We start from the raw sequence: 17278 nt of genomic DNA on the forward strand, positions 1-17278 counted from the left end.
TTGTTAATAGTTTCCGGTTACACCCAACTCCAAACCACGCAATTCGGCCAGCCCCCTTAACCTGCCAATGGCAGAATAACCCGGGTTGCTTTGTTTGCCCAGGTCATCGAGCATCTGGTGACCGTGGTCGGGTCTGAAAGGAATGGCAGTAGCTCTCAATGCATTTTCTTCCGACAATGCTTTCATGATTTCGTACATGTTTACATCGCCGCCCAAATGATCAGCTTCGTAGAAACTTCCGTCGCTATCTTTGGTAACATTACGCAGGTGCGCAAAGTAGGTACGCGATTTTACCACGTTGAAAATTTCGAGCACATTGTTATCTACCCCTGCGCCCAGCGAGCCCGTGCAAAAACATACTCCGTTAAAAGGCTGATCTACACTTTTCAATATAAATTCAAAATCATCGGCAGTACTGGCAATGCGTGGCAAGCCCAAAATGGGATAAGGAGGATCGTCGGGGTGGATGGTCATTTTAATACCTTCTGCTTCGCAAACACCGGCAATTTCTGATAGAAAATAAACCAGGTTGGTCCTTAAACCATCAAAACCTATGGCCTGATATTCCTGAATACTGTTTTGAAGCGTTTCGAGTTCAATTTCTTTTTCGTTCGGGATGCCCATCAACACATTCACCCGCAGCGCATCCAACGCCTGCTGATCGAGTGTATTAAAACGTTCTTTGGCACGGGTCAGAACTGAAGCAGGATAATCAGCTTCGGCATTTGGTCTTTTTAAGATATACAGGTCGAAAATCGCCAGATCTATCCAGTTAAAATAGAGTGCTTTCGAACCATCTGTCATTTCAAGATCGAGCTGCGTCCGCGTCCAATCCAATACCGGCATAAAGTTATAGCAGATGGTTTTCAAGCCACACTTTGCCAGGTTTTGTAGCGAAGTTTTATAATTTTCGATGTACTTACCGGCATCTGCCCGGCGTGTTTTAATGGCTTCGTGCACCGGAACGCTCTCTACTACCGACCAGGTTAGCCCTGCAGCTTCGATAATTGATTTGCGCTCCATGATATCGGCAACAGTCCATATTTCGCCATGCGGAACATGGTGCAAAGCCGAAACCACACCTGTTGCGCCAGCCTGTTTTACATCTTGTAAGCTTACCGGATCGTTGGGCCCATACCAACGCCAGGTTTGTTCTAATTTTTTATATTGGGTTGTCATAAATCAATTTGGATAGTCAGAAGGCGAGCGGTTTTAGCATAGCACTTTGTTATCCTGCTTTTTCGGATAAAATTCCTTTAACCAGATATAATCAGAAACTACATTGAGCATCTGCTCATAATAAACATTTTGTTTTCCGGCCGCCCGGCAAATAGAGAGTGTTGAGCCATTTGCGTTATCGGTTTGTGAGAAAAAGAAACTGAAATTCCGGGCGTAAAGCCACCCGGGAACATCCTCATCAGCCAGCGTAATTTTGCAGATTACCATCGCTTCGGTGGGTCTGGCTTCGTCTGTGCTAATGGTGTAGGTAACCAGCAGTTCAATAATCGACTGCCCAAATAAATCGACCAACACGTTTATACTTTTTTTCATCTCAAACCAATAAATACACAGTATAAACGCTTTAAACGGCACTACTGTTAGGCTAAGTTGTTAAAAAATTTGGGTTGTTAAATCCAAAATACAGCTATTTATTTGCGTAAACGTTTAAGTTATTCGATTAAAGACTTACTAAAGCGTTTAAGTAAATCGGCTTCCACTTCGTCACTTTTCCTTTACAATCAGCACTATTCAACCATTTTACTTTCATGGAAATTTACAACGCGGGTTTCGGCTGTATTCTTTTGTTCGAGGGCTTTACCCGCATAAGCAGGTTTTTGTGTTCCCCAGGTTACTGAACTGTTTATTAAACTGATGTATCCTGTATTCTCGAAATAAAATCCGGCTATAGGGCTTTTTACCAGACCTTCTACATTGCTTGGCCTGCGATCGTATACCCCACCGGTTTCTTTAGTACTTTTATTGAGGAGCACACTTACCTGATCAAAATAAATATTGGAAATCTTATCCTTGCTTTCGCCGCTAACGTATACGCCACTTTCGCCCGTACAACGAATATTACTGAAATAAATATTGCTAACAGCCCCTACCTTGCCTTTGGTCTGGCCTTTAGGCAAACGCCAGCCGGCATCTTTATTATTGGCAGTAGCGCGCGGATAGGCTGTAATGTAAATCGGCTCTGCCTTGCCCCACCAAACATCAGTAAAAAGTCTCGATTCGACTAAGCTATTAGAGAAAATAACATCACTTACGGTACCTTCATCGCGGTTCTGAATGCCCAGGCCACGGTTGCTGTTGCGGATATTGCAGTTGTTGATGAGCACATGGCTAATGCGATCCATATTTTCTGACCCGATTTTAATGGCACAGGAACTCGAAGTCATGGTGCAATTGCTTATCACAATATTTTCGCAGGCACCATATGCTTCATATTCGCGGCGGTTTTTAAGACAGATGCAATCATCGCCCGATTCGATGTAACAGTTATTGATCCGTACATTTTTACTGTGATCTAAATCAATACCATCGCTATTTCGTATTTTGATGCTATTTAACAGGGTAATATTCGAAATAGAAACATCGTTGCAGCCTACCAGATGAACCGTCCAGTAAGCAGAATTCTGAAAAGTTACCCCATCTATATTTAGTTTTTTACAGTCGATTAAAGTAAGCAGGTGCGGGCGCGGATCTACAATGTTAAAAGGCTTCAACACATAAGAATCGCTCAGTTCTTCGCCCATAAAAGAAATACCATTCCCATCAATTACCCCCGTGCCGGTAATACTCACCTGCTCGAGCTTTTCGCCGCCAATCCAAATGGTACCCTCTCCCTTATTTTCGCGGAAAGCACTTTTGGTGTACAGGCTTTCATCTGGACTGGCCAGAATTTTAGCACCTCCTTCTACCCTGAGTTCAACAAAAGATTTTAAATCAAAAGGCCCGCTTAAAAACACGTGGCCTGAAGGTACGATCACCTGGCCGCCGCCAGCAGCACTACAGGCATTAATGGCCTTCTGAATAGCCACTGCATCGTTGGTTTTTCCATCGCCTATGGCTCCGAATTTTATAATGTTATACTGTTGTTGCGCAACTACCCTTACGGAAAACAGCAGGGCAAGCACAATGAATACTTTAATTTTCATTATTGTTGAATTGACTTGATTAATAAAACAGCTTACCAGAACACAATGTACAGCGCCGCCAGAATACCACAAATAATTACCGAACATACGGCAAATGCCGGGGTAACCTTAAACATAGAGCGGTCTACCTCGAGCCCCTGCTTGTTATCTTTACTCTTCGGATCAGTTAACGTAATCACCACCATCAGTAAAATAACGATGCCAAAAACCCACGACATCCGGTTAAGGAATGGGATGTTACCAATTGAGCCATTGCTCAGGGTTGGCAGAAATTTAAACAAAATGGACAAAGGTATAGTTACCAGCGCTGCAGCAAGTGCGGCACGAGAGGTTGTTCTTTTCCAGAAAAAGCCCAGCAGGAAAATGGCAAATATTCCCGGCGAAATAAAACCTACATACTCTTGTATAAACTGGTAAACCTGATCGAAACTCCTTAAAGTGGGTGCTACCACAATGGCAATAAGCGAAGCCATTACCACCGACCATCTTCCTACGGCAACCAATCTGCGTTCGGATGCTTCGGGTTTGATGTATTTTTTATAAATATCGAGCGTAAATATGGTGGCAATACTGTTCGATTTTCCGGCCAGAGAAGCCACAATAGCCGCGGTTAAAGCCGCAAAAGCCAATCCTTTAATGCCTGCAGGCAACAAATTCATCAATACGGGATAGGCATGATCAGGTTTAACCACGCCAGCTGCATCGAGCATTTCGGCTTGAAAATAGCCGCGCTGATACAATACAAAAGCTGCAATACCCGGAATAACCACAATTACCGGAATGAGTAATTTTAGAAAAGCAGCAAAAATTAATCCGCTCCTGCCTGTTTTTAAATCGGCACCTAAGGCCCGCTGTACAATGTATTGGTTGCAACCCCAGTAGTTTAAATTATTGATCCAAAGACCACCAACCAGCACTGCAATGCCCGGCAGCTCATTGTAAAACTTATCCCTTTTCGAAAAAATCATGTGGAAATGATCGGATGCTTCGGTTTTTAAAAGCGGAAGCGCCCCCAGCACGGTGTGCGTATCGAGTTTTTCGGCTACCAGTTTTAAAGCCATGTAACAGGTAATCAATCCGCCAATCACCAGCACACACACCTGGATTACGTCGGTATAACCGATTACTTTCATCCCTCCAAGGGTAATAATGGCCGAAAAAATGGCCAGAAATACAATACAGGTATTAAAAGGGATGCCGGTAATGGTTTCGATGGCAATGGCTCCCAGAAAGAAAATAGAAGTTAAATTCACAAATACATACACCAGTAACCAGAAAACCGCCATTAAAGTACTTACCGTATTGTTGTAACGTGTTGAGAGAAACTGCGGCATGGTGTAAATCTTGTTTTTCAGGTAAATGGGCAGAAAATACACCGCTACAATAATCAGTGTGGCGGCTGCCATCCACTCGTAACTGGCAATGGCCAGCCCCATGGCAAAACCCGAACCCGACATGCCAATAAAGTGCTCTGCCGAAATATTTGACGCAATGATAGATGCCCCAATTGCCCACCAGGTTAATGAACCCTCAGCCAGAAAATAATCTTTGGTATCGGTTTGCTTTTGCTTTTTACTGCGGTAAACCCAATAGCCATAGGCCGATACAATAATAAAGTAGATAAAAAATACGGTACAATCGAGCGCAGAAAGGTGGTTCATAAAGGGATGATTATATTTGGTTTTTTTAAAATTCAGAAAAAATCCCCAACGTTAAAGGCACATTGCTTTTATTTAATTACGTAAACGTTTTCGGATTACAGCCCTTAAAACGCACCGTAATTACCCACCTGTCGAAGCTCTTTTAATCAATGTTGATTGCAATACAATATCTTTATCATCGCCAATTCCCCTTTTATTTAAAACCTTAAACAGGCATTTGGCGGCCTCGTTTCCGATTTCGAATGCGGGTTGTGTAATGGTGGTTAACGAAGGATTAAGCAGTTTGGCCGAGCTCATGTTGCAAAAACTCAGGATTTTAACATCCTTTGGAATCTGCAACTGTAATTCCTGGCAGGCTGAGTAAGCCGGTATAATAAATTCTTCTATTGATGAGAAAAGTGCATCGGGTGCCTGCTCCTGAAAAAGGGTTTTGATATTTTGCAGGTTGCTTGCTTCATCTTCGCTGTAATGCACTACCAGGTCTTCGGCCGCTAACAAACCATGTGCCTGCAGCGCATCGCAGTAGCCCAAAAACCTGGCCCTGCCCGCAGGCAGCTTTTCGAGCCCATACAAATAGGCAATTTTAGTACAGCCCTGTTCAATCAAATGTTCGGTTGCGGTAAAAGAGATCTGGTAATCATCGGTAGTTACCTTAAAAGTGTCCAGTTCTTCGTAAACCCTGTCGAAAAATACCATGGGAATTTTATTAACCAGGTTCTTGTAATACTCATTATTGTATTCGTTACTCGATACCGATGTTAAAATCCCATCCACACGGCCATTAAGCAGGCTGTTGGTAAACGACATTTCCATTTCGGTATCCTCGTGGGTTTGGTAAATAAGCACATGGTAGCCGTATTGCCGGGCAATTTCTTCAATTCCTTTAATGGCCAGCGAAAAAAAGTTATTGGCCACACAAGGAATAATTACCGCAATGGTTTTGGTTTTATTGCTCCTGAGGTTGCTTGCTGCCGGGTTTGGGGTATAGTTTAGTTCTTTGGCCAGTGTCCATACCCGGTTTTTAGTTTTTAAGCTAATCTCATAGCTATCATTAAGCGCTTTAGAAACTGTGGCTATAGAAATATTCAACTCCTGCGCAAGCCTTTTGATATTCACCTCTCCCGACATCTTTAAATCTCCTTAAGTATTGTTAGTTCTTGTTTGGTTTTATCGACAACCACAACGCTTATCGACCCTGTTTTTTTTTGCAGCACCAGTCACTCAACTGCCATGCATGTTTTGAGGCCTGGTCAAAAACAGAAAAACTTAAAATGCATTGGGTTAAACTTGCTGCATTTCTTTTACAGGGTAAACTATTTGGTTATCAATAACGGGCTGGCTGCTGCATGCAACAAATCCGATCCGTTTATACGAAAATACAAAATAATCGTAACAATAACGGTTATTTAACATTTCTATTTTCCTAAACAGAGCAATGGGCAAGCATCTACCCAAAACATATTAAACAACTGAATATCAATACACAACAAACAAAAAGTAAAAATTTACGTAATCGTTTAAGTAAATAAAATTGGCTAAACATAAAAGTTTAAATTTTCAAAAACTCAACTTTATACAACCAAAGCATATTATTTAACCAAATCATTTCTAGTCTTATGAGTAACGAAAACACACTTTCGAAGGACAATCAGAATCCATTGAAAAATCTCGACCAATGGGAAGAGGATATCTTAATCCGCTACCCCGATCCAACAACCATTAACGCGGATAAAAAAGAAGAGCAATTCAGAAACTACGAAGAAACGGAAAAAGATGGCGTAAAGGAATTTTACAAATTAAACCACACTTACCAGACCTATGATTTTGTTCAGCAGAAAAAGGCTGAATACCTGAAATTTGATAAGGAAGAAATGCCCATTTGGAGTGCCTTTGATTTCCTGAATAAACTGGTTGATGATTCTGACCCGGATACCGATCTGGACCAGATGCAGCATCTTTTACAAACATCGGAAGCCATCCGCAATGATGGTCACCCCGATTGGATGGTGCTGGTTGGCCTGATACATGATATGGGTAAGGTACTTTGTCTGTATGGTGAGCCACAATGGGCTGTAGTGGGCGATACTTTTCCGATAGGTTGTGCCTATTCTGACAAAATTGTGTACCCCGAGTTCTTTCAGCTCAACCCTGATATTAACAACCCTACCTATCAAACAAAACTAGGCGTATATAGCCAAAACTGCGGCTTGGATAACGTTCACATGTCGTGGGGCCACGATGAATATGTGTACCACATGATGAAGCCCTACATCCCTGAACCGGGTTTGTACATGCTCAGGTACCACTCTTTTTATTCGCAGCACCGCGAAAATGCTTATGATCATTTAATGAACGAGAAAGATCACGAAATGTTTAAATGGGTAAGGCTTTTTAACCCCTACGACCTGTACTCGAAAAATCCCAACCAAAAAAGCTGGGCCGAATTAAAACCTTACTACGAGGCACTTGTGGCCAAGTATCTGCCTGCCAGCATTAAGTTTTAAAAACCAAATATTAATATACCAAACTAACAAACCAAATTATGAACCTAATGCTACACGAATCATGAAATCAAAATTCAAAAGCTTAAATTATGGCTGCATTATTTTGCTCTTTCTGTTGATCAGCCAATCGTTCAATGTTGCCTTTGCGCAAACTGAACGAAAAATTACCGGTAATTTATTGGATAACGCCAATATGCCTATAATTGGGGCCTCTGTTTCGGTAAAAGGAACCAACAAGGTAACTGTTACCGCCGACAAGGGCGCATTTAGTATTACCGCTAAAACGGGCGACAAATTAGTTTTCACCTTTATGGGTTACGAGCCTAAAGAACTCACTATTGGTGCAGGCTCTAACTACAATGTAACTATAAACGAGGCTACCGCATCGCTTACCGATGTAGTGGTGGTAGGTTATGGTAAAAGTACCCGAAAAACCTTATCGAGTGCCATTACTTCGGTAAAACCCGAAGAACTGAACAAAGGTGCAATAGCCGATGTTGGCCAGTTGCTACAGGGTAAAGTTGCAGGTATGAATATCAGTGCCAGTGGCGACCCGAATAAACCTGCTGCGGTAATTTTGCGCGGTGCATCTACAGTAAATAGCCCGGGAGCACCATATTATGTAATTGATGGAATCCCAGGAGCAGATATTGCCGCCATAGCACCATCCGATATTGCATCCATCGACGTATTAAAAGATGCCGCAGCAACAGCCATTTATGGTAACCGTGCAGCCAGTGGTGTAATTATGGTTACCACCAAACGCGGCAAAAAAGGAGCACCACAGCTGGCTTACAGCGGTTATGCTGCTGCTGAAAAAATAAGCAGTCAGCTCGATTTGATGAATGCCGATCAGTTAAGGGCTTATGTTACGGCCAACAAGGTAGCTTTCTCGCCAAACGATGACCTGGGTGCCAATACCGATTGGATGAAATCGATTGAGCGTTCTACTGCTTTTTCGCAAAACCATAACCTTTCTTTTAGCGGTGGTTCCGATCACAGTAATTACAGCGCCAGTCTTAACTATTTTGACAAGGAGGGTATTTTATCTAAAAGTTCACTTAACCGCATTATCGGCCGTTTAAATGTCGATCAATATGCCTTTAACGATAAAGTAAAGTTTAGCCTGAACCTTTCTAACTCGAGCAGTAAATCAATAAACGAACCTTTACAAAACATTGTTTTGCTACAGGCTGCTAAACGTTTACCCATTTCGCCGATTTACAATGCCGATGGCAGCTATTTCGAAAACCTGAACAACTCAGGCTATTTTAACCCGATTGCCATCTCAGATAATGCGCAGGACGAAACTAAATATAATGTACTTTTAGGCGGTTTTAACACCGAAGTGAAATTACCTTTTGGTTTTACCTACAACCTTAACCTGTCTTACCAGAAAACCACTGCCAACCACGGCGAGTTTTACAGCAGCTATTTTGGTAAATACCCAACATCTAACTTTTACAACAATCCTGATCCGGGTATTGGCATTGCCCACACTTTGATTGGTGGTTTATTTGGCACCAATGGTTCGGCTTTGCGCAGCAACTACGAAAATACAACCAAAACCCTCGAAACATTTTTAACCTGGGATAAGAAAATTGGCGACCACAGCATTAATGCAGTATTGGGTTATACCTACCAGGATAATGTTTATGGAGATGGTTTCCAGACCTCAAGCACCAATTTCCCAAGCGATTACATCGGTTTTTCTAACCTCTCGTTAGGAAATCCTTACGCCATTTCTTCGTACCGCATTAACCTGGGTAACGACCTTACCTATGGCAGGATATTGATGATATCAGACTTTTTCAGGTTAAACTACAACTATAAAAACAAATATCTGTTTCAGGGATCAATCAGACGTGATGGTAGCTCGGTATTTGGTAAAAACAACCAGTGGGGATATTTTCCTTCTATTGGTTTAGCCTGGAGGGTGAGTGAAGAAGGATTCATGAAAGGTCAATCGGTTATCAGTGATTTAAAAATCCGTGCCAGTTATGGTGTTACCGGAAACTCTTCTGGTATTGGTGCCTATACCGGTCAGTTAATTTATGGCATTAGCGGCACCTATTACAACAATGGTGTACAGGCAGCAGCTTATGCACCGATTCAGGGTTCGAACCCTGATTTGAAATGGGAAAGAACAGCAACCAAAAACATTGGTGTTGATTTCGGCTTCCTGAATAACAAAATTACCGGTAGTGTAGATGTTTACGATAAAAACACCACCGATATGCTTTTCAAATACAATGTTTCAGCATCCCTTGTTCCGGGTGGAGCAATATGGGCAAACGGTGGTAGCATTAACAACAAAGGTATTGAGGTAAGCTTAAGTGCATCGCCGGTAACGGGCAAAAACTTCAGCTGGTCGAGCACCATTAATGCAGCTTATAACAAAAACAAAATTACCAGTTTAAAAGGCCCATACTCAAGCGGCGATTCTGTCCGTTACTCCGATCCTGAAGGCCCCGGACAAACTAATGCCACTTTACAAATATTAAAAGTAGGCTACCCGCTTGGGCAATTCTTCTCGCTAAAATATGCAGGTAAAGATGCCAGTGGTAACTCGTTATTTTATAAACGCGATGGTTCTACCACCACTACACCAAGCATTGGTACCGATTATTTTTACCTGGGCAGTGCACAACCCAAAGTGTTAATGGGCTGGAGCAACACCTTTAAATACAAAGAGCTGGAGTTGAATGTATTTATCAGGGGTACTTTCGGCAACAAAATCTTTAACGCCACAAGGGCCGATTTATCTTATACAGCAGGAGCTACAGTAAATAACATCTTAAACAGCGCAGCCGACGATAAAATTACCGATACGAGAAATTCATTCTACTCCGACCGCTACATTGAAAGTGGTTCGTACGTGCGACTGGATAATGCAACCCTGGGCTATAATTTCCGCAACCCGATTAAGAGCGTAAGCAACATCAGGGTTTATGTATCAACCAACAACTTGTTTACCATTACCGGTTACAAAGGTATCGATCCGGAAATTAACCAGGGCGGTGTTGCTCCGGGTGTAGATTACAATAACTTCTACCCCAGAACCCGTACTTTTTTATTAGGCCTTAACGCATCATTTTAAAACGAATAAATTTTAAAAACATGAAAAAGATATTATTTGGAATATTGTGTGCACTAAGCGGGGCATTGATATTCAGCTCGTGCCAAAAACTGGAGGTACCCATTACATCTGAACTTACCCCTGAGTCTTATCCGCAAACTGCAGCACAGTTAACTTCGGCATCAGGTCCGGTATATATTAATTTAAGAAGCGATTATGCCACAACCTATTTCTTTTTGCAAAGCAGCTCTACAGATGAGTCGGTATTACCCATCTTTGCTTCTGATTGGATTGACGGCAACAAATACCTGGAATTGCACCGACACACCTGGACCAAAGATAACGCCTGGGTGGCTGCAGGATGGTCTTATCTGACCAATATAATTGGTACCGCCAACCAAACCATTTCTATTATCAACCAATCGGCGCCTGCTGGTTCAGCAAAAAGCACCAACCTTGCAGAGTTGAAAACTATGCGGGCCATGGCGTATTTTATGATGATGGATTTATACGGCAATGTACCTTTAGATACCCTTTATGGTGCTACCCAATTGAAAACAAACTCGCCAAGGGCACAGGTTTTTACCTATGTAGAAAGTGAATTAAAAGCAGCTATCCCTTACCTCAAATCAACTACCGGCGTAGCAACTTATGGTTTACCTACCAAATACCTGGCTTATTCTATTCTGGCCAAAATGTACCTGAATGCAGCGGTTTATACTGGTACAGCGCGTTACGATGATTGTATAGCGGCCTGCGACCAAATGATCAGCTCAGGTTTATATGCTATAGAACCCATGTCTACCTACCTGCAGATGTTTTACCCCACCAACGGGCCATCGCAAAAGGAGTTTATTTTTGCCATTCCTTTTGATGCTGCCACAACCTCGGGTAACATGTTTTTGGCCCGCTACGACCTGAACCGTAACCTGGGCATCCGCTATCTGTATTCGGGCTCAACCCCAGGCTCGTTTACCAACCCGGTAATGAACCAAAGCAGCGGTAGTGGCCTCGCCAACAATAAGCCCAGCGGACCAAGAATGACCACCACTGAGTTTTATGCTAATTTTAACGATGCCAACGACATTAGAAACAAACAATGGCTTACCGGCCCGCAATACTGGCAGGATGGCAGTCCGATTATGGTGAGCACCACCAATTTAGGCTACGATCAGTTTTACACCGGAGGTTCGCCGGCTGCAACCTATGTTTATCAGCTAAATTTAACGCCTTTAAGCAGCTCGCGTTTAGGCGCCAATTCCTACGATTTAGGAAAAGATGAAATTGCCTGGAATACCGGTTACCGCAACATTAAATTTTTAGCCGATTACACCAATCCAACCAACCGCAACCAAAACAACGATATGCCTTTGTTCCGTTACTCGGATATTATATTAATGAAAGCCGAAGCCATATTCAGAGGCGGCACACCAACCCTTGGCGCAACTGCCCTAGGTTTGGTTAACAGCGTAAGAAGTAACCGCACCACATCTGCCCCGCTCGGCGCCTTAACTTTAGATATTTTGTATAACGAACGTTCGAAAGAGTTTGCCTGGGAAACCTGGCACCGTAACGATATGATCAGGTTTGGGAAATTCGAAAACGCTTATGGTTTATCGAAAACCAATACCGATACCTATCGCCGTATATTCCCGATTCCAAGTACAGCAATAGCTACCAACAATACATTGGTACAAAACACAGGTTATTAAAACCGACCTTTAGTTTAAAAGTTATTAGAATTTTATTCCCCTCTCCACTTTGGAGGGGGGATTTGCTTAATTAGCACCCGGCTGGCGTAATATCTGTATCTTACGTGTATATAAAACTCAGGAACATTTGTACAAGTCTGATTAAAACCATCCAAAATAAAACATCACCTCAATAATGGATCAACCAACCAGTAACCTACCGCCTGCTACCGTAAAATCTGCAGATAAACCTAAACGGTTGCTTTCGCTCGATGCCCTGCGTGGCTTTGATATGTTCTGGATTGTAAGTGGCGAAGGTATTTTTCATGGGCTGGCTAATGGCATTAAGGAGGATCATGCACTGATACAGGATCCACACAACTGGACTATCGCCACCAACCCGAACCTTTCCCTGTTCGAAAGGATATTGGTAGGCATCAGTAACCAGCTCCACCATTCGCCCTGGAATGGCTTTACCTTTTACGACCTCATTTTCCCGCTATTTATCTTCATTTCAGGGGTGTCAATGCCCTTTTCCTATCAAAAGTATTTTACCGAAAAAGAAACCGGAAATGCTTCAACAGGTAAAATTTATTACGCGCTGATTAAAAGAACACTAATTTTAATTTTACTGGGTGCAGTGGTTAATGGCATGCTGCAATGGAAAGGCTATGAGCATACCCGTTTTGCCAGTGTACTGGGCCGCATTGGCCTTGCCACTTTTTTCGCTGCCTTAATTTACCTCAACACCTCACTTAAAAAACAAATTATCTGGTTTGTGTCTATTCTGGCTGGATATTTCCTGCTGATGAAATATATACCCGTTCCCGGTTTTGGCAGCGGAATATTTACCCCTGAAGGCAACCTTTCGGCCTATCTGGATCGCTTATTGCTTCCCGGAAAACTGCACCGCACCATTTACGATCCTGAAGGCTTGCTGAGTACAATTCCGGCTGTTTGCTCGGCCTTACTGGGCATATTTACCGGAAAATTTATGCAGGACAAAACGATCTGCCCCAATCCAACCAAAAAAGTAGGGTATCTAATCCTTTCAGGAATTGTACTGCTGTTAATCGCGCTAGCCGGCAGCTTCTTTTTCCCAATCAATAAAATCATGTGGACCAGCACTTTCGTACTCTTTGCAGGTGGCTGGAGTATTTTACTGTTTGCACTTTTTTATTACCTGATCGATGTGCTCAGTTACCAAAAATGGTGCATGCCCATGGTTTGGATAGGTACCAATTCGATATTAATTTATGTTTGTGCACATGGCCTGTTTAATTTCGAATCCACTTCATCCTTCCTCTTTGGTGGGATTGTTAGAATCATCCCTACGGCATGGCAACAGGCCGGTTTATGGACTGGCGTACTCATCATACAATTGTTTGGCTTAAAGTTCCTCTTCGATAAAAAGTGGTTCCTAAAAATTTGATATGAAAATAAAAATACTGTTCCCGGCCGTAGTGTTTATGCTGCTGACGACCAACCTGTGGTCTCAATCTTATCTGGCGGCCTCCAATCAACTTATTGAACGCGTTTTACCCAAAAGGCACCAGTCTTTCATTACTAAAAGCATTCCTACCGTAAACGGCAAAGATGTTTTTGAACTGGAGAGCCGGAATAAACAAATTATTTTAAGCGGAAGCAGCGGTGTTGCCCTCGCTTCGGCATTTTATTACTATTTAACTGAATATGCGCATTGTCAGGTTACCTGGAACGGCACCAACTTAACCTTGCCGGCTGCACTTCCTGCTGTAAAAGGAAAGGTAAGGAAAGAAAGTCCTTACGATTACCGTTATTATTTAAATTATTGCACCTTTAATTACAGCATGAGCTGGTGGGACTGGCCTCGCTGGGAAAAGGAAATAGACTGGATGGCGTTGCATGGCATTAACATGCCCCTTGCCATTACCGGCGAGGAATATACCTGGTATCTTGTTTATAAAGAAATGGGCTTTTCGGATGAGGAACTTAAAGGTTTCTTTACCGGGCCAGCCTATTTTTCGTGGTTTTGGATGGGTAACATCGATGGCTGGGGAGGTCCGCTCCCGCTTGCCTGGATGAAAAGCCACTTCGAACTGCAAAAGAAAATTTTGGCCCGCCAACGCGCACTGGGCATGAAACCCGTATTGCCGGCCTTTACCGGTCATGTACCCGCAGCCTTCAAAAAGAAATTCCCCCAGGCCAGGCTCAAAGCCACCAACTGGACCAATGGCTTTGCCGATACCTATATCCTCGATTCGGAAGATCCTATGTTTGCGCAGATTGGAAAACAATTTTTGCAAAAGCAAACCGAACTCTTGGGCACCGATCACCTTTACTCGGCCGATACTTTTAACGAAAATGAACCGCCTTCTGCAGATCCGGCCTACTTGGGCAATCTCAGCGCCCGGATATACGATGGCATGTCGGCCGCCGACCCGAAGGCTATTTGGGTAATGCAGGGATGGCTTTTTTACAGCGACCGTAAATTCTGGAAAGAAGCCCAAACCGAAGCCTTGCTCAATGCAGTCCCCAATGATAAGATGATTTTGCTCGATCTGGCTACTGAAATTGAACCGGTTTGGAAACGCACACAAGGTTTTTACGGCAAACCCTGGATCTGGAATATGCTACACAATTTTGGAGGAAATACCAACCTGTTCGGGCGGATGGATGTGGTGGCTACCGCACCAGCCGAGGCCCTCAACAATCCGCAAAGCGGCAAAATGAAAGGCATAGGCCTGAGTATGGAAGGCATAGAACAAAATCCCGTACTCTACGAGCTGATGATGGATAACACCTGGCGGACCAAACCTATCGACCTGAATAGCTGGCTGCCCAAATTTGTGCGCAACCGCTACGGAAAAAGCAATGCAAACGCATTGAAAGGCTGGGAAATATTGCGCAAAACCGTTTATCATGTACCTGCCGACAAATACATCAGAGATGGTGCCGAATCGATTATCCAGGCCCGTCCTACCTTCGACTCGCTAACCCGCTGGGCTAAAACTACTTTAAACTATCGCGAACAAGACCTGCTGCCCGGTTGGGATGAATTGGTTAAAGCAGCTCCGCTTTGCAAAAACAGCGATGGGTTTCAATACGATCTGGTTGATGTAACCCGGCAGGTAATGGCCAACTACGCTTTACCTGTACAAAGAAAAATTGTAATGGCTTACCGCAAAAAAGACCTCGCTGCCTTTAACAGCGAAAGCGGCAAGTTTATACAGCTTATTGATGATATGGACCGCCTTTTGGCTACCCGCAAAGATTTTATGCTGGGTCCATGGGTAAGCGCAGCCAGCCAGTGGGGAGAAACTCCGGCCGAAAGAGCACTTTATGAAATGAATGCCAAAGACCTGATCACCCTCTGGGGCGACGCTAAAAGTCCGTTAAACGAATATGCCTGCAGGCAATGGAGTGGCTTGCTTAATGATTTTTATAAACCAAGGTGGCAACTTTTCTTTGCCCGTGCCCGGCAATCGTTAAACCAGCAAAGCGATTTTAACGCCAGTTTATTTAAAGAAGAAGTAAGCAATTGGGAATGGAAATGGGTAAACCAGCATAAAGAATACCCGACTAAAGCTATCGGAAACCCGGTGAATGTTGCGCTTGAAATGTATCAGAAATACCGTAAAACCATGGGTACAACGTACCAATAAACAGCATCCAGATTTCATGAAAACATTAAGCTTATCCTTTATTTGTTTATTTTATTGCCTTGCGGTTAATGCACAAACCAAAACATTCAACATTGTTGATTTTGGCGCAAAACCCGGATTGGAGCACTTAAATACCACAGCAATTCAAACTACAATTAATGCCGCCGGCAAATCAGGCGGACGGGTAATTGTTCCATCGGGTCAGTTTGTTACCGGCCCGATTGAATTAAAATCAGGTGTTGAACTTTACCTGAATGAGGGCGCAGAATTACTGGGCAGTATCAACCGGCTCGATTATGGCAAAGCCGCTGCAGCTGCGCTCATTTCGGCTAATGGGCAGCACAATATTGCCCTAAACGGCAAAGGCACCATAAATGGCAGAGGCCGCGAAATCGTTAAAAGTTTATTACAGTTGCTGCACGATGGCACTTTACAGGATGAAACCTGGATTGTTAAACGTCCGTCAGAATATAACCGACCACGTTTAATTGCTTTTACTGATTGCGAAGAAATTAAAGTAAAAAACCTTACCATTAAAAATAGCGCGGGCTGGGTACAGGATTTTGCCGGATGCAATAAAATAATGATTGATAGTATAACCGTAGAAAGTACCGAATACTGGAACAACGACGGTATAGATCTGGTAAACAGCAAAAATGTTAGCATTACCAATTGCAATATCGATGCCGCTGACGATGGCATTTGCCTGAAATCGGAAGGGCGGCCAGGCATTTGCGAAAATATTAGCGTAGCAAATTGCACCATCCGCTCAAGTGCCAGTGGTTTTAAAATCGGTACAGGTTCTTATGGAGGCTTCAGGAACATTAAAGTGAGGAATATAACCGTTTACAATACCTACCGATCTGCTATTGCTCTCGAAGCTGTAGACGGGGGCTTTATTGAGGATGTAGATATTGCAGGGGTTACAGCAAAGTATACGGGAAACGCGGTTTTTATCCGCCTTGGTCACCGCAATAAAGATGCGCAATACAGTTCGGTAAAGAACATCCGCATTGCAGATCTGAAAGCTGATATTCCAAATGCCAAACCAGATGCCGGCTATCCGATTGAAGGACCGCTTCCGAAAACAGGCCCGCATAATTTATTACCGGCAGTTATTGCCGGCGTACCTGGCCATTTTATTGAAAATGTTAGCCTCGAAAATATCGAAATTACCTATGGTGGCGGTGCGTCCAAATCTATCGCCCACATTCCGCTTGAGCAGCTGGATCAGGTAACCGAAAACGAAGCAGGTTATCCCGAGTTTAGTATGTTTGGCGAGTTGCCGGCCTGGGGCTTTTATGTACGCCATGCTAAGGGCATTTCATTTAAAAACATTAAGCTGAATTACAAAGCTACCGACTTCAGACCTGCCTTTGTTTTTGATGAGGTGAGTACCCTCAACATAGACGGGCTTGAAATAGCGCAATCGGAAAATCCCCATACCATCATTTTGAAAAAAACAGATCATACAACTATTAAAAACACCAAACAACCGGCTAATATTAAGGAGGCGGTAAAAACGCTGCCATAATTTA

General features: G+C 43.2%; 11 protein-coding genes. 6 read left to right on the top strand and 5 right to left on the bottom strand.

Annotated features, from left to right (window positions below; translation table 11 throughout):
- Window positions 1-3: 3 nt before the first annotated feature.
- The 5 genes from uxuA to BLR37_RS23490 all read right to left on the bottom strand — a co-directional run bounded on the left by uxuA (window position 4) and on the right by BLR37_RS23490 (window position 5950).
- A complete protein-coding gene (gene uxuA, locus BLR37_RS23470; protein ID WP_090772952.1) occupies window positions 4-1179 on the bottom strand; it encodes a mannonate dehydratase in 1176 nt (391 codons plus the stop codon).
- A gap of 33 nt (window positions 1180-1212) precedes the next feature.
- Window positions 1213-1551, bottom strand: a complete 339-nt coding sequence (locus BLR37_RS23475) for a hypothetical protein (protein ID WP_090772954.1) — start codon at window positions 1549-1551, stop codon at window positions 1213-1215.
- A gap of 194 nt (window positions 1552-1745) precedes the next feature.
- Complete coding sequence (locus BLR37_RS23480; protein ID WP_090772956.1) at window positions 1746-3161, bottom strand: glycoside hydrolase family 28 protein; 1416 nt, start codon at window positions 3159-3161, stop codon at window positions 1746-1748.
- A gap of 32 nt (window positions 3162-3193) precedes the next feature.
- Window positions 3194-4822, bottom strand: a complete 1629-nt coding sequence (locus BLR37_RS23485; protein WP_090772958.1) for a sodium/sugar symporter — start codon at window positions 4820-4822, stop codon at window positions 3194-3196.
- Window positions 4823-4942: 120 nt separating this feature from the next.
- Window positions 4943-5950: a LacI family DNA-binding transcriptional regulator gene (locus tag BLR37_RS23490; RefSeq protein WP_090772960.1), complete on the bottom strand. Its 1008-nt coding sequence runs from the start codon at window positions 5948-5950 to the stop codon at window positions 4943-4945.
- Between the two features lie 488 nt (window positions 5951-6438).
- Between BLR37_RS23490 and BLR37_RS23495 the strand changes: the two genes are divergently transcribed.
- The 6 genes from BLR37_RS23495 to BLR37_RS23520 all read left to right on the top strand — a co-directional run bounded on the left by BLR37_RS23495 (window position 6439) and on the right by BLR37_RS23520 (window position 17274).
- Window positions 6439-7326: an inositol oxygenase family protein gene (locus BLR37_RS23495; protein ID WP_090772962.1), complete on the top strand. Its 888-nt coding sequence runs from the start codon at window positions 6439-6441 to the stop codon at window positions 7324-7326.
- 61 nt (window positions 7327-7387) lie between these two features.
- A complete protein-coding gene (locus BLR37_RS23500) occupies window positions 7388-10426 on the top strand; it encodes a SusC/RagA family TonB-linked outer membrane protein (protein WP_090772964.1) in 3039 nt (1012 codons plus the stop codon).
- Window positions 10427-10446: 20 nt separating this feature from the next.
- Window positions 10447-12117 carry a RagB/SusD family nutrient uptake outer membrane protein gene (locus BLR37_RS23505; RefSeq protein WP_090772966.1) on the top strand — a complete coding sequence of 557 codons (1671 nt, stop codon included), beginning with the start codon at window positions 10447-10449 and terminating at the stop codon, window positions 12115-12117.
- Between the two features lie 175 nt (window positions 12118-12292).
- Window positions 12293-13528: an acyltransferase family protein gene (locus tag BLR37_RS23510; protein ID WP_090772968.1), complete on the top strand. Its 1236-nt coding sequence runs from the start codon at window positions 12293-12295 to the stop codon at window positions 13526-13528.
- A gap of 1 nt (window position 13529) precedes the next feature.
- Window positions 13530-15740, top strand: coding sequence for an alpha-N-acetylglucosaminidase (locus BLR37_RS23515; protein WP_090772970.1), 2211 nt, complete (start codon window positions 13530-13532; stop codon window positions 15738-15740).
- A 16-nt stretch (window positions 15741-15756) separates the two neighbouring features.
- Window positions 15757-17274 (top strand): glycoside hydrolase family 28 protein, encoded by a 1518-nt coding sequence (locus BLR37_RS23520; protein ID WP_167356671.1) that lies wholly within the window; start codon window positions 15757-15759, stop codon window positions 17272-17274.
- Window positions 17275-17278: the final 4 nt, after the last annotated feature.

The sequence above is a fragment of the Pedobacter soli genome, assembly GCF_900101435.1.
Lineage (GTDB): Bacteria > Bacteroidota > Bacteroidia > Sphingobacteriales > Sphingobacteriaceae > Pedobacter > Pedobacter soli.

Excerpts from the sequence above, each read along its gene's own strand:
- BLR37_RS23490 (WP_090772960.1), bottom strand. The coding sequence starts at position 5,950 with ATGTCGGGAGAGGTGAATATCAAAAGGCTTGCGCAGGAGTTGAATATT.
- BLR37_RS23500 (WP_090772964.1), top strand. The coding sequence starts at position 7,388 with ATGAAATCAAAATTCAAAAGCTTAAATTATGGCTGCATTATTTTGCTC.
- BLR37_RS23495 (WP_090772962.1), top strand. The coding sequence starts at position 6,439 with ATGAGTAACGAAAACACACTTTCGAAGGACAATCAGAATCCATTGAAA.
- BLR37_RS23480 (WP_090772956.1), bottom strand. The coding sequence starts at position 3,161 with ATGAAAATTAAAGTATTCATTGTGCTTGCCCTGCTGTTTTCCGTAAGG.
- uxuA (WP_090772952.1), bottom strand. The coding sequence starts at position 1,179 with ATGACAACCCAATATAAAAAATTAGAACAAACCTGGCGTTGGTATGGG.
- BLR37_RS23475 (WP_090772954.1), bottom strand. The coding sequence starts at position 1,551 with ATGAAAAAAAGTATAAACGTGTTGGTCGATTTATTTGGGCAGTCGATT.
- BLR37_RS23485 (WP_090772958.1), bottom strand. The coding sequence starts at position 4,822 with ATGAACCACCTTTCTGCGCTCGATTGTACCGTATTTTTTATCTACTTT.
- BLR37_RS23510 (WP_090772968.1), top strand. The coding sequence starts at position 12,293 with ATGGATCAACCAACCAGTAACCTACCGCCTGCTACCGTAAAATCTGCA.
- BLR37_RS23515 (WP_090772970.1), top strand. The coding sequence starts at position 13,530 with ATGAAAATAAAAATACTGTTCCCGGCCGTAGTGTTTATGCTGCTGACG.
- BLR37_RS23520 (WP_167356671.1), top strand. The coding sequence starts at position 15,757 with ATGAAAACATTAAGCTTATCCTTTATTTGTTTATTTTATTGCCTTGCG.
- BLR37_RS23505 (WP_090772966.1), top strand. The coding sequence starts at position 10,447 with ATGAAAAAGATATTATTTGGAATATTGTGTGCACTAAGCGGGGCATTG.